A 17,860-nucleotide genomic window follows, 5' to 3' on the forward strand; every position below is an offset into this window, starting at 1 on the left:
CGACCTAGCTTGACTTGTTCCACTGGGCGATCTGGTTCTGCAGCATCGTCAGTGTCGATTTCGAGGTGCCGATGCGCGTTTCCGACACGGTGAATTGCGAGACCAGCCGCGCCCGCAGGGTTTCCTGCTGGGTGGCGAGGTCGCTCTGGTCGGTGGTCACTTTGGCCAGCAGCTTGGTGTAGCGGCTGATCGAACCGCCCAGCGAGCCGGTATCGGTGGTGGAACTGGCGGCGCGGTAGATCTTGTCGATCGCCGCGAAGACGCCGTTGATGCCATTGGTGAACATCGCCGAGACACCGTCGGGGTCGGCCGCGAGGGTGGCGTTGAGGCGGGTGGTGTCGAGCGTGAACGAGCCGTCGCGCTGGGTCTTGAGGCCGAGGTCGGCCAGGGTCCTGGCGGCGCCCGTGGCACCGGGCATGATCTGGGTGCCGGCGAGCGCCGAGAGCGAACGCTTGAGCGCGCGGGCGCCGGCGTCGTTGGCAAGGTCGCCGCCGATGGCCGTGGCGGTGCCGAGCGCGCTGGTCACTTCGTTGAGCGCATCGACGAGGTCCTGCATCGACGCGGCGATCGAGGTGGTGGGATCGGCAAAGCTCACCGTTGTCGGCGCGCCGGCATTGGTGGCCTTGAGGGTGAGCTTCACGCCGGGGATCACGTCGGTCAGCGTGTTCGAGGTTGCCGTCATCGACAGGCCGTCGACCTTGTAGGCGGCGTCGCTCGCACTGGCGAGCAGGGTGGCGTTTGTCGAACCGGCGCTCCAGGCAAGGCCGGCAAGACCGGGATTGGCGCTGTCCTCGGCAGCCTCGATGGTGAAGCCGTTCTTGGCCCCTTCCGCGCCCTTGATCACCAGCTGGGCGCCGCTGGTGGTCTGGGCGACATAGGCGCTGACCCCGGCGTTGGCGGCGTTGATCTTGCTGGCGACGTCGGCCAGCGTGTCGGTGGCGCCGATGGTGAGGTCGAGCGCGGCATGGGCCGTGTCGGCGGTGAAGCTGCTGCCCGAGACGGTGCCGAAGCGCAGCGTCAGGGTGCCGGCGCCGACGAGGTCGGTCCTGGCGGTATAGGCCTTGCTGGCAAGCTGCTGGCCCGAGGCGAGCTTGCTGACTTCCAGCGAATACGTGCCGGTGGGCGTGGTCGAGCCGGTCAGCGCCCCGCTGGCCACCGCGCTGTTGGCGATGCTGGGGGTGCGGGCAAGGTCGCCGCTGCGCACCAGGGTGCCGAGCGAGGTGTCGATCGCCAGCAGCATCGACTTGATGTTCGAGGCGGTGGAGATCTGGGTGTTGAGCTTTTCCGCCTGGGTGGTCAGCCGGTTGTTGCGGCTGGCGAACTGGGCCACGGCGAGGTTGTTGGCCAGCGCCGTCATGTCGACGCCGCTGCCGCCGCCGAGCGCGGTCACCAGCGAACTGGTGGTGAGCGTGGACGCGGCGCTGGTCGTCGAGGTGGTGCTGGTAACCATGGGCGGGGAGAACGGCAGCGCGCGCGCTTGTTTAAGCCCCCGGACCGCCCATCCGGGCGATTTCCAGACGGCCCCTCAGGTCTGCATCAGCATGCGGCTGACATTGCGCGAGAGCAGCGGAATCCGCGCGGCGGCGCGCAGGCCGAGGTGGCGGGCGGCGCGGGCGGCGGGGCGCTCGGCGGTGTAGAGGCCGACGATCATGTTGGTGGCGGTATAGATCGGCCGGCTGGCAAGGCGGTGCGCGGCCTCGTAGCGGCGCAGCAACAGCGAGGAGGCGATGGCATCGCTGCGGCCGCCGCGATGGGCCTCGGCCACCAGCCGCCCCAGCGTGCTGGCGCTGGCAAGGCCGAGGTTGAAGCCATGCGCGGTCACCGGGTGCATGCCGACCGCGGCATCGCCGATGAGGGCGGCGCGGCGCGCGGCGAAGTGGCGGGCGTAGGTTGTCGCGAGCGGGTAGACATGGGCCTTGCCGATCAGGCTCATGCGCCCGAGCCGTCCTTCGTAGCGGCGGGTGATCTCGGCGGCGAGGCGGTCGGCATCGAGCGCGGCCAGCCGCTCGATCTCGGGCGCGGCAAGGGTCAGCACGGCGGAGGACTCCCGGCCGCCGAGCGGCAGCATGGCGATCGTCTGGCCATGGTCGAACCATTCGGTGGCGACACCCTCGTGATCGAGATCGTGGGCCATGCGGCAGACCATCATGGCGCGGCCGGTGCGGTTCACTTGCGCGCCGATGCCCAGTTCCTCGCGCACGAAGGAGAAGCGCGAATCCGCGCCGACCAGCAGGCGGCCGGTCAGCCGGGTGCCGTCGGCCAGTTCGACCTCGGCCCGCTCGCGGTCGGTGCCGAGCGCGGCCACCGCCTGCCCGGCCAGGATCTCGAGATTGCCCTGCGTCTCGGTGGCGGCGAACAGCGCGCGGCGGATGCGGTGGTTGGAGACGAGGCAGCCCAGCCGGTCCTCGCCGCTGCCGTCGGCCCCGAACGAGAGGGCGAAGGGCGAACCGCCGTTGAGCACGCGCGCCTCGCGCAGCGGCGAGACCTGCCGCGGGTCGATCCAGCCCCAGGCGCCGAGCGTTTGCAGCGCACGGACGGAGCGATGGGTGAGCGCGATCTCGCGGCCGTCGACCGCCGGCTCGATCAGCGCTTCGAGCGGCTGGCGCTCGACGATGGCGATCCGCAGGGCGGTGTCGGCCAGCGCGGCCGCCAGCGCCAGACCGGCCGGTCCGCCGCCGACGATTATCAGGTCATGGGTCATCGCGCGGGGCTCCAACGATTTATCCGGGATTGGGAAGATAGAAGATAGGAGCGCAAGCGGTGCCGGGCACATGCGATCTGCGCCATGATTCACGTCAAAAATGGCAAGTCCGTCTACAGGCTCGAAGGATCGGGACGGCCATCGGCGTCGAAGCGCACGGTGACCGGCACCGAGATTTCCGGCGCCGCGCGCCGCTCGCCGCGCCTGAGCGAGAGCACGAAGGCCAGGATCGCGGCGACGGCGACATAGTGTTCCTCGCGGATCATGCGTCTCTCGCGGCTGGTGTAGAACACCGAGCGGGCCAGCGCGGGATAGGACAGCACCGGCACCGCGTGTTCGGCCGCCAGCTCGCGCATGGCCAGCGCCTTGTCGCCGCGCCCCTTGGCCAGGACGATCGGGGCGGGCGCCTTGGCCGGATCGTAGGCGAGGGCGACCGCGAAATGGGTGGGGTTGGTGATGACGAACTGCGCTTCCTGCATCGCCGGCACCAGCCCGCCCATGGCGATGCGGCGCTGGCGGTCCTTGATCGCGGCCTTCTTTTCCGGCGCGCCTTCGGCATCCTTGTTCTCGTCGCGCAGTTCCTGCAGCGTCATGCGCAGGCGCATGATCCGCCGCACGATCTGCACCGGCAGGTCGAACATCGCGATCACGAATAGCCCGCCGGCCAGCCAGAACAGCAGGTGGGTGATCGTGCCCCAGGCCCGCGCCGCCTCGCCGATCAGGTCGCCGCGGCCTAGCTGGACCAGGGTGGCCAGCTCGCCGCGCGCCCAGAACCAGGTGATCGCCGCCAGCAGCGACACTTTGGCCAGCCCCTTGGCCATCTCGATGGCGCCGGTCGGCCCGAACATGCGCTTGAGGCCGGAGAGCGGGTTGATGCGCGAGGCCTTGGGCAGCATGTTGCCGCCGACCCAGCGCCCCTCGCCGAACCCGAGCTGCGAGATCAGCGAGACCAGCATGACGCCGAGCCCCAGCACCAGCACCGGCGGCAGCAGCGCCAGCAGCACGTCGAGCAGGCGCTGGCCGGGGGTGAAGTCATCGAGGTCGGCGCGGCTCCAGGTGAAACCCGCCCGCAAGGCGCGCAGCAGCCGGTCGAGCACCCAGGGACCGGCGAGCAGCAGCCAGGCCCCGCCCACCGCCATGCCCGCTGCCGTCGCCATCTCGCGCGAGCGGATGACGTCGCCCTTCTCGGCGGCGTCCTTGCGCCGCTTGGCGGTGGGGGCAAAGCTCTTCTCGCCGTTGTCGTCGCTCATGGGGGGCTCATGAGGGGCTCACGGCTGCAGCACGAGGGCGGCCTGGTCGATGGCCATGGCGGAGAGCCGGGCGACCAGGTCGGTCAGCACCGGGGCGCTCACCAGCAGCGCGGCAAGGCCGCCCAGCACGCCGGCCGGCAGGCCGAGCGCGAAGAGGTTGAGCGCCGGGGCCGAGCGGCCGAGCACCCCGGTGACGACCTGCACCACCATCAGCACCAGGCAGGCGGGCAGGGCGATGGCGGCGCCGGTCACGAACGTGCGCGCGGCAAAGGAGGCGACGAGGGCAAAGCGTTCCGGCCCCAGCCAGGTCTGGCCGGGCGGGAAGGCGCGGTAGCTGTCGACCAGCAGCGCGAACCATTGCAGGTGGGCGCCCAGCGCCAGGAACACCATGGTCATGACCACCGCGAAATACTGGCCGAGCGCGGGGGACTGGGTGCCGGAATTGGGATCGACCGCGACCGCCATGTTCATGCCCATCGATCCGCCCACCACTTCGGCGGCGAGGATCGGCGCGGCAAAGGCCAGTTGCAGCACGAACCCCAGCGCCAGCCCGACCGAGACCTCGCCGCCGACCGCCAGCAGCCCGGGCAGCGACAGCAGCGCCGGGGGCGCGGCGACCGGGCTCCAGGCGCAGACCAGCACCGCCACCGCCCCGGCGACGATCACCCGCACTTGTGCGGGCACCCCGGCAATGCCGAACATCGGCGCGGCGACGAGGGCGGCGCCGATCCGCGTCATCACGAAGAGCAGGCGCCAGAATTCGGCCTCGAGCGGGCCGAAGCCGAAGTCGAGGCCGATCATGGGCGGGTCTGTTCGGCCTGCCCGGTGCGGGCGACCTGGGCAAAGACTTCCTGCGTGAAGTCGCCGATCAGCGTCATCATCGAACCGCCCAGCACCACCAGCACCAGCGCCGTCACCGCCAGCTTGGGCACGAAAGTCAGCGTCTGTTCGTTGACCGAGGTCGCCGCCTGCACCACCCCCACCACCAGCCCCACCGCCAGCGAGGCGAGCAGCACCGGCGCGGCGACCAGCGCGGTGACCCACAGCATCTTGTCGGCAAGGTCGAGCAGGGCGCCGATGTCTTCCATGGCTTCTCTCCCCGCTAGCCGAAGCTGGCCGCCAGCGAGCCCATCAGCAGGGCCCAGCCATCGACCATCACGAAGAGCAGCAGCTTGAACGGCAGCGAGACCACCATCGGGCTCATCATCATCATGCCCAGGCTCATCAGCACCGAGGAGACGACGAGGTCGATCACCAGGAACGGCAGGAACAGCATGAAGCCGATCTGGAAGGCGGTCTTGAGCTCGCTGGTGACAAAGGCGGGCAGCAGGATCGAGAACGGCACTTCGGCGGTGCTGGCAAAGCGCGGGCCGCCGCCGGGACCGGCGGGGTTCGCGCTGGTGCTGTGCGCCATGTCGGCAAACATGGTGAGGTCGCGCTCGCGGGTCTGGCGGATCATGAAGGCGTGGAATTCGCGCCCTGCCGCCGCGATCGCCTGCTGGGCATTGATCCGGTCGGCGGCATAAGGGACGATGGCGGAGGCGTTGACCCGTTCCAGCGTGGGCGACATGACAAACAGCGAGAGGAACAGAGACAGCCCGATCAGCACCTGGTTGGGCGGCGATTGCTGGAGCCCGATCGCCTGCCGCAGGATCGCCAGCACCACGAGGATGCGGGTGAAGCTGGTCATCATCAGCACCAGCGTGGGCAGCAGGGTCAGCAGCCCCATGATCAGCAGGAGCTGGAGCGAGAGGCTCATACCCGGGCCGCCGGGGCCGGAGCCGGTTCCGCCGATGGCGCCGAGGGCACGGTCGAGCGCGCCCGGAACGGCCGAGGGAACCGCGGACTGCACGGCGGATTGGGCCTGGACCGCCAGCGGCAGCAGCAGCGCCGCAAGCGCCGCGCCCAGGACGGCGATCCGCTTCATGGCGCCATCTCTGCGGCAGATCCGGCGGCACCTTCCGGGGTGGACGCGGTGCGGGCGGGGGCCTCTGCCAGCGTGGTCAGCCCCTGGCGCGAGGCGGAGACGAGGATCTCGCGGCCATGGAACTCGATCACCGCCAGCCGCAGCGTCGGCGAGAGCATCAGCGTCTCCACCACCCGCAGCGAGCGCCCGGCGGCGGGACTACCGGCCCGTTCCTGCAGGCGCCGCGCCAGCCACAGGCAGCCCCAGGCCATGGCGCCGATCAGCGGCAGCAGCAGGATCAGCTTGAGCAGATACCAGGCCATCGCCGCCTACTCCGCATCCGAGGCGGCGGGATCGGGCAGCACGGCATCGCCGGTTTCGCCGCCCGCATGGCCCCCCGCATGGCCCCCCGCATGCCCCCCCGCATGGCCGCCGCCTTCCGCGCCGCCGTCGCTTTCGTGCCCGGTCATCTCGACGATCCGCAGGCCGAAACGGCCATTGTGGGCGATCACCTCGCCCTTGGCGATCGGCTTGCCGTTGACCATGACGTCGAGCAGTTCGTCGGTCATGCGGTCGAGCACGACAAGGCTCTCGGGCCCCAGCGTCAGCACTTCGCGCAGTGTCAGGTGGGTCCGCCCGAGTTCCACCGAAAGGCGGACATCGACGTCGCGCAGGAAGTCCAGACTGCGGGGATGGATGTTCATGGGGCTTGGCTTTCCGTTCTAGAACGCGATCTGAATCTGGACGGCGACACGGTCGTCGAGCTCGCCGACCGCTCCGGTGGCAAACGTGCGCCCGCCCAGTTGCAGCGGCACGCTGCGCGCCACCGCCACCGGCAGCACGTCGCCGGGGCTGAGCGCGGAGAGGCGCGCCATCGGCACGGTCATGTCGACCAGCAGGGCGGTGACTTCGACCGGGATCGAGGCAAATGGTTCGCGGCGGGCATCAGGGCGCATGGGGGGGCGCCTGCCCTGGGCGCGGCCCTTGCTGGCGGCCGGACGGCGCGGCGGCAGGGTCACCGCGGCCAGTGTCGCGACCGGAAAGGAAAGCCGCAGCGACCAGGGGGCAAAGCCGGTTTCCTCGACCTCGAGGGTCAGCATGAGCAGGTCTTCGCCGCGCGGGAAAGGATCGAGCTGGCGCAGGCTGGTGTCGCGGCGCAGGCTGCGGGCAAGATAGGGGGTGGGCCCCTCCAGCGCGGCGCCAAGCGCCTGGCCCAGGCAGGTCTCGATCTGGTCGACCAGCAGCAGCGCGGAAAGCGGGAAGGCCTCGGGAATCGGGTCCGGCAGCACGCCGCGGCCGCCGAAGGTGCGGTCCACCAGGCGAAACACGGTCTCGGCCTCGAACGTCGCCAGCAGCGGCAGGCCGCCGGGATCGAGCACCATGAGCGTATGCGCGGCGAGCCCCTCGAGGTCGCCCTGCAGGCTGGCCAGGGTGCCGTCCATCGGCATGCCGGCCGAGACCACCGGCGGATCGCCGCCCGCAAGCCGGGCCAGCGCGGCGGCAAGCGTGCGGCTCAGGCGTTCGCCGATCAGCGAGAGCGCGGGCACCAGTTCGGCCAGGCTCGGCGCCTTGCCCAGCAGCTCGGTGCAATGCGCGGCCTTGCGGTACGTGCCGGAGAGGGTTGCGGGGGCGGAAGAGGCCATGGTGGCGGTCACTGGATGATGAAGTTGCGGAAATAGACGTTGTCGACCCCGCCGAAGCCTTCCTTCTGGATCAGCACCCGGTTGATCGCATCGGTCATCCGCTTCTGCAGACGGCCCTTGCCCTCGATCGTGTAGATGTCGTCCTCGGGGGTATCGGCCATGATCGCCAGCAGCGCCGAGCGGATCGCCAGTTCGTGCTTCTTGATCCACTGCAGCACGCGCCCGTCGTAGCGGGTCGAGCAGGCCAGGCTCAGTTGCAGCAGGGCGTCGGATTCCTTGAGGTTCGAGGTGAAGTCGTCGGTGAAGGTGTAGTAGGCGGTGCGATAGGGATCGCCGCCCTCGCCTTCGGGTTCCTCGCCGCCTCCCCCTTCGCCTTCGCCGCCTTCCTGCTTGGGCATGAAGGGGTCGGCCTCACCCTTGCGCACCAGCTTCGGGCGGTTGTCTTCCTTCACCTCGTGCTTGCCGCCGCCGATCACACCGGTGGCGACCAGGGCAAAGGCGCCGCCGCCGCCCACTGCCAGCATGCCCACGGCGACCAGGATCAGGCCGAGCTTGCCCTTGGATTTCTTGTCGCCCTCGCTCTCGGTTGCTGCCTTTTTGCTCACAATGCTTGCCCCTCGTCGCTGGTCGGATCAGGCGTAGATGCCGCTTCGGCCGGGTCCGGGGCCGGGTCCGGCGGCCGGGGGCCGGGTGCTCCCGCTGGCCTCGCCGGAGGCCTGGACGATGGTCGCCGCGCTGCCCTGGCGGGCGCGCTCCTCGTCCCTTGCTCCGGACTGCGCGGCGGTTCGATCTTGATTCGGGCGCGAATCCGCTCCGAACGAACCGGCCGCCCCCGGCCCGGAGTGGCTGGCGGACGCCTGTTGCCAGGCCTGCCGGGCCTCGCCGCTGCCGTTGCCGCTGCCGTTGCCGTTGCCGTTGCCGTCCGCAAGGGCGCCATTGCCGGCGCCCGCCGCCAGCGTGGCGGCGAGGCCGGTCTGGACCGCGCTGGCAAAAGCCGGATCGGCATTGGCCATGGTGACGCTGAGGGCGCCGCCCTCATGCCGGAACTGCAGCGATATGGGGCCGAATTCGCCATGGGTGATCGCCGTGCGCACGAGATGGGGGCTGGCCGCCTCGCGCGCCTCGCCCAGCTTGCTCACCAGTGTGGCGAAGTCCTGCGGGCCTTGCGCGGTTTCGCCGGTGCCGCTGGCAGGGGGCGTAAATGCGGAGGTGGGAGGGGCGGCCGCGCTGCTGCCGGAGGCGCCGATGGCGACGGTGTCCGGGGCGCTCTGCGCCAGTGTCACCGGCGCGGCCGGGAGCGCGGGTTGATCTGCCAGCGGATCGGCAGAGGAATTGCCAGAGGAATTGCCAGAGGGATAGGAGGCGCTGCGGCGGGCCTCGGCCAGCCGGGCGCTCGAATCCGGGGGCGGCGCTAAGGCGGGAGTGCCGGTACCGCCCGCGGTGGGCGCGGCCGGGTCTGTCGCCAGGGAAAGCGTTGCCGGCGCGGGATGGGCGCCGATACTGGTGTCGGTACTGCTGCCGGTACTGCTGAAGTCTTGTCCCGCAAGCGGCGAGGGGCGCAGGGCCGGCACTATCCGGGCGTTCATGGCCAGACCCCCGGCGGCCACCGGGGCCTTGTCCGCCGGCAAGGCGGTCTCATCCGGGCTATCTGGCGCTGGGGTGGGGTTGCGGTTTGCCGGATTTGGGGGGGCCGGATTTGCGGGGGCCGGATTGGCGGCGGCCGGATCGTCCGCAGCCGCATCGACGGGAACCAGTTCGATCGCCGCGAGAGCCACAGCCTTCGGTGCGACCGGGGCGCGTTCACCCGTTGCCGGGGCAAGTGCCGGGTCGCTCGACAACGGCGTCCCGGCAGGCACGGCGGCAGGCAGCGCGGGCACTGCCCGTGCGGGAACAGGCCGGGGCTCGGCCGAGGGCGAGATCGCGCGTGCCTCGCTGCCTTGCGGGGCCGCGGACGCTGCGGTCGCGGCAAGGTTCGGCACCAGCGCCAGGGCGGCGATCGCGGCCGCCAGCGGGGATGGATCGGGGGCCATCGGATCGGCAGCCAGCGGTTCGGGGCGGGGGATGTCTTGCACCGCGCCGCTTTCCCGCGTGCCGGGTTCCTCGCCTTGCGCCTTGGTGACGTCGTTTGCAGCCGCTTTTGCAGGCAGGACCGGCAAATCCTTGCCGGTCGGCTTGCCGCTCCCGATGCTGCTCCCGCTCCCGATGCCGCCCGCGATCGCCTGCGGGCCGGCTTCGGCGCCGCCGAGAATGGCGGCAAAACCGCCGCTTTCGGGGGGCGGTCCGGCACGCGTGCCGAGGCTGGCGGTGGCGGCGCCGGAAGCGGTAGGGGCGGAAAGCGGGGTCATGCCGGTGAAGTCCTCCAGTCGCGCGAGCGGATGCGGTGCCGGGGACTATTCAAGTCCCGTGCCAGACGGGCGACGCGCCGCCAGCGAGGGCACCTGACCGGCTTTGGCGATCATCCGTTCCTGCAAGGCGGCGCGTTCCTCGATGGCGGCGCGGCGGCGTTCGGCCTCGGCCAGTTGCAGCTGCTTGGCGTCCGCAATCGATTGCGCACGCTGCGCGTCGCCCTGGGTGCTGCGCGAGATCGCCGCCAGCCCGCTGGCGAAGCGCCCGACCTGGTGCAGCGCCGCGCCGTCGGCCATCTCGCGGCGCTGGCCGTAGTCCTCGGCCAGTCGCCGGGTGCGTTCGCAGAGCCCGCGCAGCTGTGTCAGCGTGCTTTCTGCCTGTGCGGCCTCCAGCGCGGCATTCTGCCTGGCGACGGCACGGATCTTCTCGAGCCGCCGAAGGCGCAGCAGGCGCTGGCGCTCGGCGTTCATGCCGCCAGCAGGTGGGCAAGCTGCGCGGTGCTGGCGGGCAGGTCGACGACGTCCCCGGCGGGCTGGCCGAGGAAACCGCTGAGCGCGCGGTGCATGGCGATCGCGCGGTCCAGCTGCGGGTCGGCCCCGGCGCGGTAGGCGCCCATCAGCACGAGGTCGCGATTGGCCTCGTAGCTGGCCGACAAGGCCCGGAACTGGCGGGCCAGCGCCTGATGGTCGGGCGGGACGATGTCGTTCATCACCCGGCTCAGCGAGGCGGCGATGTCGACCGCCGGATATTGCCCGCGCTGGGCCAGATCGCGCGACAGCACGATGTGCCCGTCGAGGATCGAGCGGGCGGTGTCGACGACGGGGTCGTCCTGGTTGTCGCCATCGGCCAGCACCGTGTAGAGACCCGTCACCGAGCCGCCGCTCGCGGCCGAATTGCCGGCGCGCTCGACCAGCTTGGTGATCGTCGCGAGCGCAGAGGGCGGATAGCCGCGGGCCGCGCCGGGTTCGCCCAGCAGCAGGCCGATCTCGCGCGCGGCGTGGGCGACGCGGGTCAGGCTGTCCATGATCAGCAGGACCCGAAGGCCCCTGGCGCGGAAATGCTCGGCCATCGCGGTCGCCAGCAGGGCGCCGCGCAGCCTGAGGTTCGGCGCATGGTCGGCGGGAACCGCCACGACCACGGTACGCTCCTTCTTCTCGGCATGCATGTGCCGCTCGACGAAGTCCGACACTTCGCGCGCGCGCTCGCCGATCAGGCCGACGATCACCACGTCGGCGCCGCCGGTGCGCGCCGCGCCGCGCGCGATCATGTCGATCAGCACCGACTTGCCGACACCCGATCCGGCCATGATGCCGATCCTCTGGCCGACGCCGAACGTGGTCAGCGCATTGAGCGCGCGCACCCCGGTATCGAAGGGCAGGCGGACCGGGCTGCGGTCCAGCGCGGACGTGCGCACGCCGCCGGCGGGCCATTCCTTCCGGGTGTGGATCGGATAGCCGCCGTCGATCGGCAGCCCCTCGCCATCGACCGCGCGGCCGAGGAACGCCTCGCCCACCGGCAGCAGCCCGGGGCGTCCTTCGGCCCAGACGCGGGCGCCGGGCCGCAGCAGGATGGTGTCGCCCAGCAGCATCATCATCGTCCGCCCGTTGCGAAAGCCGATCACTTCGGCGGCCAGCGAGGCGCGGGGGCCATGCGAGACCCGGCACATCGCCCCGACCGGCACCGAGAGCCCGCTCACTTCGAGCAATCCGCCGTCGCAGGCGGCAACCAGCCCGAACCGGCGCGGCGCCAGGTCGATGGGCTCGGCGGCACAGTCGGACAGGATGGAATCGAACAGGCTCAGCACTGGTCGAGCGCTTCGGCGATGGCGCGGCGCCAGGTCGCCGGGCCATCCTCGACCCCGCCGCTGGCGGTCTCGATGCGCACGGTGTCGCGCAGGCGCAGGCGCAAGTCCTCCTCCAGCTGGCTGTCGATCCGGGCGAAGGCAAGGGACAGGTCTTCGCGCGCGCGCGCGTCGATCTCGGCGCGGTGCCCGGCCTCGAGGCTGGCCTGGCGGTGGCCCTCGGCAAACCCTTGGGCAAAGGCCTCGCCCACGGGGTCGGGCCGGTCGGCTTCCGGCTCGGCGGCAGGTTGCGGCGCGGCGGGTTCCTCGGCGCCCGCGCCAGCGGGGCCGAAGCGGGCATCGGGACGGAAGGCGGCCGGCCGGGCCAGCGCCGCGAGGAGCTGCGCGACCGAGCCTGCGGGGCTCGCCCGGTCCGCGCCGGGAAACCCTTTCAGCGAGAAGCCGAGGTCAGACATAGTCGTCGTCTCCCGAACCGAACACGATCGCGCCGTCGGCGGCGAGCTTGCGGGCGATGGTCACGACTTCCTTCTGCGCGATCACCACGTCGGCCAGCCTGGTGCGGCCGCGCGCGGCGATCTCGTCGCGCACGCCGTCCGCCGCGCGCGAGGACATGGCGCGGAAGAAGACGTCGCGCTCCTCCTCGCTGATGCCCTTGAGCGAATCGATCAGCACTTCGCTGGGCACGTCGCGCAGCAGGGTGCCCATCGACTTGGGATCGAGCACGAAGAGGTGTTCGAACTTGAACATCTCGTCCTCGATCTGGCGGGCCAGCACCTTGTCGCGGCGGACCAGCTCGCTCATGACCCGTTTCTCGACGACTTTGCCGACGCCGTTGACGATGCCCGCCGCCTCGCGCACGCCGCCGACCTCGAAGGGGCGCTGGCCGTGGCACTCGGTGATCCGCCGCGCCAGCAGCTCCTCCAGCATGACCAGCGCCTGCGGCGAGATCGGCCCGAGCGTGGCGACGCGGTGGACGATCTCGGACTGCGCCGGTTCGGGCTGGGCATGGAGCACGGCGGCGGCGATGTCCGGGTCGAGCTGGACCAGCAGCACCGCCAGCGCCTGGGGATGCTCGTCGCGCACCAGCGGGATCAGCGATTCCGCCGTCAGCCAGCGCGCCAGTTCGAGGCTGGAGTGGCGCGGCGCCTCGGGGACGATGCGGCTCATCAGGTTCTCGGCCTTCACCTCGCCGACCGCGCGGGTGATCATCGTGCGGACCTGGCCGACCCGGTCATGGGCGACAAGCCCGAGCGCCTCGGTCTTCTCGATGAAACCGGCAATGGCCTCGGCGATCAGTTCGGGGCCGATCTCGCCCAGCGCGCACATCTTCTCGCCCAGGCGGCGCAGTTCGTCGGGTTCGAGCTCGGCGAGGATGTGCGAGGTCTGCTCGTCGTTGAGCAGCATCATCATCACCGCGGCATTGTCGGCGGGCAGCAGGGAGGCGGGCTCGTCCATCAGGCGGCCTTGGTTTCGTCGCTGCCGGGATCGTTGATCATCTGGCGCAGCGCGGCGACGGCGCTGTCCGGCTTTTCGGCGACGAGGCGCTGCGCGAGGTCGACCTGGCGGGCGAGCAGGTCGGAACGCGACACGTCGCTGTCCATGTCGATCACCCCGGCTGCGGGAATCGCCTGCCGGCCGAGCGGGCGTGCCCCTTCGGTGGGGGGGAGGATGTCGACCCCGTCGCCGTCATCCTCGTCCTCGTCGTCGGCGGCGGCTTTGCCCCTGGCGGTTTTGCCTTTGCGCTTGCCCTTGGTGCCGCCCGCGCGCTCGCCGCGCAGTGCCCGCACCATCGGCCGGACCCCGATCAGCAGCACCAGCAGCACCGCCAGCACGGCGGCGCCGTTGCGCACCAGCATCGCGAACCACGGGGTCTCGTAGAAGGCCAGCTTGTCGGCGGGGGCGGCGGCGTCGAAGGAGCGGATGACCACCTTGACCTGATCGCCGCGCTGCGGATCGGCGCCGACGGCGGCGCTGACCAGCGCCTGGATGTCCTGGATGTCTTGCGGCTTGGCGCTCTTGAGCGCGGCGGCGCTGATCGCGACCGCGACCGAGATCCGCTTCACCCCGCCGGGGCGCGAGCTCGACACCGAGACCTCGCGCCCCAGTTCGTACATGCGGCTGGAGGAACTTTCGCCGTTGGTCGGCGGCGGGGTCGCTCCGGGGGGAGCTCCGGGGGCGGCACCGGGTGCGGGCGCATTGCCCTGCGGGGCGCCGGGCCGGGCCTGGGTGGGCGGCGGCGGGGTGTTGGACAGCACGCCGGGAACGCCGGCGGCCGGGCCGGTGCCGGACTGCTGCGACTGCTGCTGGGTCTCGGAGCGCACGACGCCGTCCTTGTCGTAGCTTTCGCGGGCCTGGGTCACGTCGGCCATGTCGAGCTCGACCTGGGCCTGGGTGGTGAAGTTGGGTTCTCCCAGCATCGGGATCAGCAACTGGCTGACCTGGTCGCGCAGCTTGGCTTCCATGCGCGATTGCAGGTCGAGCCGGTCGGAATCGACGCCGCCCCCCGATCCGCCCCCCGTTCCGCCGCGCGACAGCAACCGGCCGTGCTGGTCGGCCACCCGCACCGCGTCGGGCGAAAGGCCGGGGATCGATCCGGCGACCAGGTTGACGATGGCCGAGACCTGGCTGTCCGCCAATTGCCGTCCCGGCTTCAGCCGCACCATGACCGAGGCCGAGGGCGCCACGTTGTCGCGCACGAAGACCGATTTCTCGGCTTCGGCGATATGCACGCGCACGCCCTCGACGCCGTCGATCTCGGCGATGGTCAGTTGCAGGTCGTGTTCGCGTGCGGCGCGCAGGCGTTCGCCCTCCAGCGTGCGGCTGGCCCCCATCGGCAGCTTGTCGAGCAGCTGGTCGCCGCTTTCCGGCGTGGCCAGTGCCCCGTCCGAGGCGACCAGCATGCGGGCGCGGTAATAATCGCCCTCGGCCACGGTCAGCGCGCCGGTCTCGTTCTCGATGCGGTAGCCGATGCCCGCCTGGTCGAGCGCGGCGGCGACGCCGGCCCGGTCGGCATCGCCAAGCTGGGAATAGAGGATCCGCTGCGGCGAGGGGGCCATCGCGTCCCAGGTCAGCAGGGCGCCGCCGACCGCCGCCAGCGCGACGAAGGCGGGCATGATCCGCCGCACGGCGGGCTGGGCGGTGAACGAGCCGATGCGGGTCAGCACCGGCCCGCCCTGGGGATCGGCGAAGGGGGCAAACAGCGATTGCGGAGCCGGCAGCTGCCCGGAAGTCGCAGGCCCGCCCGCGGCGCCGGGGATGTCGGGAACGGCGGGATCGGCCATGGTTCAGTCAGACCCCCAGCCGCATGATGTCCTGGTAGGCGGACAGCAGCTTGTTGCGGACTTGCAGCGTGGCCTCGAAGGCGACCCCCGCCTCCTGCCGCGCCAGCATGACCTTGGCGACGTCGGTCACTTCGCCTTTCTGGTAGGCGTCGGTCAGGGCCTCGGCCCTGGACTGCACGCCGTTCACGCCGTCGAGCGCGTTGTGCAGGCTCTGGGCAAAGCCGTTGGCGGGGCTGTCGAGCGGGATGGAACCGCTGGCGGTTGCAGTCTGGGCGCTTTCCTGCGCGGCGTGGATCTGTTGCAGCAGGTCGCTGCGCTGGATGATCTGCTGGCGCATCGCCATGATCTGCTGGATGCCGCCGGCATTGCCGGCAGCACTTCCGACGAGGCCGGAGATCGCGCTCATCTGCCGCCTCCGGCGGCGCGGCTGGCGATCACGCCGGACAGCGGCGTCACCACGTTGCGGCCGATCTCGATGCCGGCCTCGCGCAGCGAGGCCAGCCGGTAGCGCAAGGTGCGTTCGGAAATGCCCAGCGCGCGGGCGGCGCGCACGCGGCTGCCGCCGCAGGCTTCCAGCGTCTCGACGATGGCGCGGGCCTCGGAGATCTGGACGATGCTGGAGAGGCGGCGCGGGCCCGCGTCGTCGTCGGCGATGAGCGGCACGCCGGGGATGAAGGCGCCGGGGATGGAGGCACCGGGGATGGATGCGCCGGGCAGGGCGGCGCCGAGCAGGCGGGCCGGGCAGTCGAACACGATGTGTTCGGGGGTGATCATTGGCCGTCCGTGGGCGAGCAGCAGCGCGCGGCGCATGACGTTTTCCAGTTCGCGCACGTTGCCGGGCCAGGCATGGAGCTTGAGCATCGCGATCGCGCAGTCGGACAGGCACGGCACCCGCGCCGGATCGGGGGCATGGCGCAGGGCCATCGCGAAGGCGAGCGGGGCGATGTCGTCGGGCCGCTCGCGCAGCGAATCGAGCATCAGCGGGAAGACGTTGAGCCGGTAGTAGAGGTCGGCGCGGAAGCGCCCTTCGGCCACTTCGGTGGGCAGGTCGCGGTTGGCGCAGGCGATCACCCGGATGTCGACCTTGATCGGCCGGGTCGACCCGATCGGCACCACTTCCTGTTCCTGCAGCGCGCGCAGCAGCTTGGCCTGGAGCGGCAGCGGCATCTCGGCGATCTCGTCGAGCAGCAGGGTGCCGCCGTCGGCCGCGCGCATGAAGCCCTCGCTCGACTGGGTGGCGCCGGTGAAGGCGCCCTTCTGGTGGCCGAACAGCATGGCCTCCAGCATGGTTTCGGGCATCGCCGCGCAGTTGACCGCGATGAACGGCCCGCCCGCACGGCTGCTGCGGGCATGGATGAAGCGGCTGAGCACTTCCTTGCCGGTGCCGGTGGGGCCGTTGATGAGCACCGGGATGTCGCTCGCCGCCAGGCGGCTGGCGAGGGCAAAGATCGAGAGGCTGGCCGGATCGGCGGCGATCGGCGCCTCGGGGCCGGACATCGCCGCCAGCAGCATCGCCAGCGAGGCCTCGCTCACCGGGTCGGCATAAGTCACGGCGATGGCGCCGGATGCCGCGCGCGACAAGGCGGGGGCCTGTCCCCGTGTCAGGCGGACCTGACGGGCACCGGAGGCCATTGCCGCCTCGCGGTGGCCGGTGCCTGTCGCGGCGTCGCTCAGGACAACGCCGTCCGGGTCCAGCAGCGAGGCCGTGATGATCGCCGCACGGCGTGCCAGAGGGCCGTGGCGACGCTCGAATTCGGTGTCGAAAGCCTGTTCGGCCATGTCTCCGGTTTCCCCATGGAATTAATGTTCTTCCAAGGGATGGTATGGGTCCCAAACGGCGAACCCTTCGAAAATTTAAGTCCCCGTAGCCCCCCGTAGTTTTGCCCCGCGAAGCGGCGGGATCGCCGGTCTTTTTGCCGGCCTGCGGCAAGCATCCGGCAAGCAGGCGGCTTAATTTTGCCGGTCGCTTGCCGGTCTAGGGTCCGACAGCCGTGCCGGATGGGCCGGCATCAGGGCTGTTTCAAACTTCGGGACACGCAACGGGAGCATTTACATGTCTGTTATCAATACGAATATCAGCGCCATCAAGGCGTCGAACGCATCCAACACGGCCAACAAGATGCTGGGCACCGCGATGGAGCGCCTGTCGACCGGCAAGCGAATCAACTCGGCCAAGGACGATGCCGCCGGTCTTGCGATTGCCACCTCGATGACCGCGCAGGTGCGCGGCATGAGCCAGGGCATCCGCAACGCCAATGACGGTATCTCGCTGGCGCAGACGGCGGAAGGCGGGCTTTCCGAAGTCTCGAACATGCTCCAGCGCGTGCGGGAACTGGCGGTCCAGTCGTCCTCGGGCACCTACCAGTCGTCCGACCGCACCGCGATGCAGTCCGAAGTCACCGCGCTCACCAGCCAGATCAGCGACGTCCTTTCGCAGACCAAGTTCAACGGCAACGCGCTGTTCTCCACCAGTTCGGGCAGCGACGTGACGTTCGATATCCAGACCGGTGCCAATTCGGGCGAGACGATCACCCTGACCTCCTCGGCGATCGACGGCACCAACATCGACGCTTCGGCGCTCGACGTGACCACGGCCACGGCGGCCTCGACCACGATCGACAACGTCGATGCGGCGCTGGCCGACGTCAACGCCACCCGCGCCTCGCTCGGTGCCGGTCAGAACCGCCTCGAATCGGCGATCAACAACCTCACCAACAACGTGACGAACCTGTCGGACGCACGGTCGCGAATCGAGGATGCCGACTATTCGAGCGAAACCACCCAGATGGCCAAGGCGCAGATTCTCAGTCAGGCCTCGACCGCGATGATCGCGCAGGCCAACCAGAGCCAGCAGAACGTGCTCTCGCTGCTGCGTTAAGGCGTTGTCCGATCAGGTGTAATCACCTGGTCGGAAACGGCTCCAAGCCTGCGT

At 70.6% G+C, this 17,860-nt stretch carries 19 protein-coding genes; 1 reads left to right on the forward strand and 18 read right to left on the reverse strand.

Annotation, left to right across the window (positions count from 1 at the left end; all coding sequences use genetic code 11):
• Nucleotides 1-4: 4 nt before the first annotated feature.
• From fliD to DM450_RS18095, 18 genes are all read right to left on the reverse strand, one after another.
• Nucleotides 5-1,450, reverse strand: a complete 1,446-nt coding sequence (fliD, locus tag DM450_RS18010) for a flagellar filament capping protein FliD (protein ID WP_142637124.1) — start codon at nucleotides 1,448-1,450, stop codon at nucleotides 5-7.
• 75 nt (nucleotides 1,451-1,525) lie between these two features.
• Nucleotides 1,526-2,701: a 5-demethoxyubiquinol-8 5-hydroxylase UbiM gene (ubiM, locus tag DM450_RS18015; RefSeq protein WP_142637126.1), complete on the reverse strand. Its 1,176-nt coding sequence runs from the start codon at nucleotides 2,699-2,701 to the stop codon at nucleotides 1,526-1,528.
• 113 nt (nucleotides 2,702-2,814) lie between these two features.
• The gene (locus DM450_RS18020) at nucleotides 2,815-3,951 is read right to left on the reverse strand and encodes a flagellar biosynthesis protein FlhB (protein WP_142637128.1); all 1,137 of its coding nucleotides are present in this window, start codon (nucleotides 3,949-3,951) and stop codon (nucleotides 2,815-2,817) included.
• 18 nt (nucleotides 3,952-3,969) lie between these two features.
• A complete protein-coding gene (locus tag DM450_RS18025; RefSeq protein ID WP_142637131.1) occupies nucleotides 3,970-4,752 on the reverse strand; it encodes a flagellar biosynthetic protein FliR in 783 nt (260 codons plus the stop codon).
• Nucleotides 4,749-5,039, reverse strand: a complete 291-nt coding sequence (locus DM450_RS18030) for a flagellar biosynthetic protein FliQ (protein ID WP_142637133.1) — start codon at nucleotides 5,037-5,039, stop codon at nucleotides 4,749-4,751. Before DM450_RS18030 ends, DM450_RS18025 begins: the two co-directional genes overlap by 4 nt.
• A 14-nt stretch (nucleotides 5,040-5,053) precedes the next feature.
• Complete coding sequence (fliP, locus tag DM450_RS18035; RefSeq protein ID WP_142637134.1) at nucleotides 5,054-5,878, reverse strand: flagellar type III secretion system pore protein FliP; 825 nt, start codon at nucleotides 5,876-5,878, stop codon at nucleotides 5,054-5,056.
• A complete protein-coding gene (locus tag DM450_RS18040; RefSeq protein ID WP_142637136.1) occupies nucleotides 5,875-6,180 on the reverse strand; it encodes a flagellar biosynthetic protein FliO in 306 nt (101 codons plus the stop codon). Before DM450_RS18040 ends, fliP begins: the two co-directional genes overlap by 4 nt.
• A 6-nt stretch (nucleotides 6,181-6,186) precedes the next feature.
• Complete coding sequence (fliN, locus tag DM450_RS18045; protein ID WP_142637138.1) at nucleotides 6,187-6,561, reverse strand: flagellar motor switch protein FliN; 375 nt, start codon at nucleotides 6,559-6,561, stop codon at nucleotides 6,187-6,189.
• An 18-nt stretch (nucleotides 6,562-6,579) separates the two neighbouring features.
• A complete protein-coding gene (locus tag DM450_RS18050; protein WP_142637140.1) occupies nucleotides 6,580-7,500 on the reverse strand; it encodes a FliM/FliN family flagellar motor switch protein in 921 nt (306 codons plus the stop codon).
• 8 nt (nucleotides 7,501-7,508) lie between these two features.
• Complete coding sequence (fliL, locus tag DM450_RS18055) at nucleotides 7,509-8,105, reverse strand: flagellar basal body-associated protein FliL (protein ID WP_142637142.1); 597 nt, start codon at nucleotides 8,103-8,105, stop codon at nucleotides 7,509-7,511.
• A 27-nt stretch (nucleotides 8,106-8,132) separates the two neighbouring features.
• On the reverse strand, nucleotides 8,133-9,845 hold the full coding sequence (locus tag DM450_RS18060; RefSeq protein ID WP_142637144.1) for a hypothetical protein: 1,713 nt from the start codon (nucleotides 9,843-9,845) through the stop codon (nucleotides 8,133-8,135).
• Between the two features lie 45 nt (nucleotides 9,846-9,890).
• Nucleotides 9,891-10,316, reverse strand: coding sequence for a hypothetical protein (locus DM450_RS18065; protein ID WP_142637146.1), 426 nt, complete (start codon nucleotides 10,314-10,316; stop codon nucleotides 9,891-9,893).
• Complete coding sequence (locus DM450_RS18070) at nucleotides 10,313-11,650, reverse strand: FliI/YscN family ATPase (RefSeq protein WP_142637148.1); 1,338 nt, start codon at nucleotides 11,648-11,650, stop codon at nucleotides 10,313-10,315. The genes DM450_RS18065 and DM450_RS18070 overlap by 4 nt, the downstream gene beginning before the upstream one ends.
• On the reverse strand, nucleotides 11,644-12,102 hold the full coding sequence (locus DM450_RS18075) for a hypothetical protein (protein WP_185928649.1): 459 nt from the start codon (nucleotides 12,100-12,102) through the stop codon (nucleotides 11,644-11,646). The genes DM450_RS18070 and DM450_RS18075 overlap by 7 nt, the downstream gene beginning before the upstream one ends.
• Nucleotides 12,095-13,102 (reverse strand): flagellar motor switch protein FliG, encoded by a 1,008-nt coding sequence (gene fliG / locus DM450_RS18080; RefSeq protein ID WP_142637150.1) that lies wholly within the window; start codon nucleotides 13,100-13,102, stop codon nucleotides 12,095-12,097. Before fliG ends, DM450_RS18075 begins: the two co-directional genes overlap by 8 nt.
• Nucleotides 13,102-14,928, reverse strand: coding sequence for a flagellar basal-body MS-ring/collar protein FliF (gene fliF / locus DM450_RS18085; RefSeq protein WP_142637152.1), 1,827 nt, complete (start codon nucleotides 14,926-14,928; stop codon nucleotides 13,102-13,104). The genes fliG and fliF overlap by 1 nt, the downstream gene beginning before the upstream one ends.
• Nucleotides 14,929-14,935: 7 nt before the next feature.
• Nucleotides 14,936-15,334, reverse strand: a complete 399-nt coding sequence (gene fliE, locus DM450_RS18090; protein WP_142637154.1) for a flagellar hook-basal body complex protein FliE — start codon at nucleotides 15,332-15,334, stop codon at nucleotides 14,936-14,938.
• Complete coding sequence (locus DM450_RS18095) at nucleotides 15,331-16,707, reverse strand: sigma-54 interaction domain-containing protein (RefSeq protein ID WP_142637156.1); 1,377 nt, start codon at nucleotides 16,705-16,707, stop codon at nucleotides 15,331-15,333. The genes fliE and DM450_RS18095 overlap by 4 nt, the downstream gene beginning before the upstream one ends.
• Nucleotides 16,708-16,981: 274 nt before the next feature.
• Here DM450_RS18095 and DM450_RS18100 point away from each other — a divergent pair, with 274 nt between their 5' ends.
• Nucleotides 16,982-17,806: a flagellin gene (locus DM450_RS18100; RefSeq protein WP_142637158.1), complete on the forward strand. Its 825-nt coding sequence runs from the start codon at nucleotides 16,982-16,984 to the stop codon at nucleotides 17,804-17,806.
• The last annotated feature ends 54 nt before the right edge of the window (nucleotides 17,807-17,860 follow it).

It is taken from the genome of Sphingomonas sp. IC081, from assembly GCF_006874585.1.
Lineage (GTDB): Bacteria > Pseudomonadota > Alphaproteobacteria > Sphingomonadales > Sphingomonadaceae > Novosphingobium.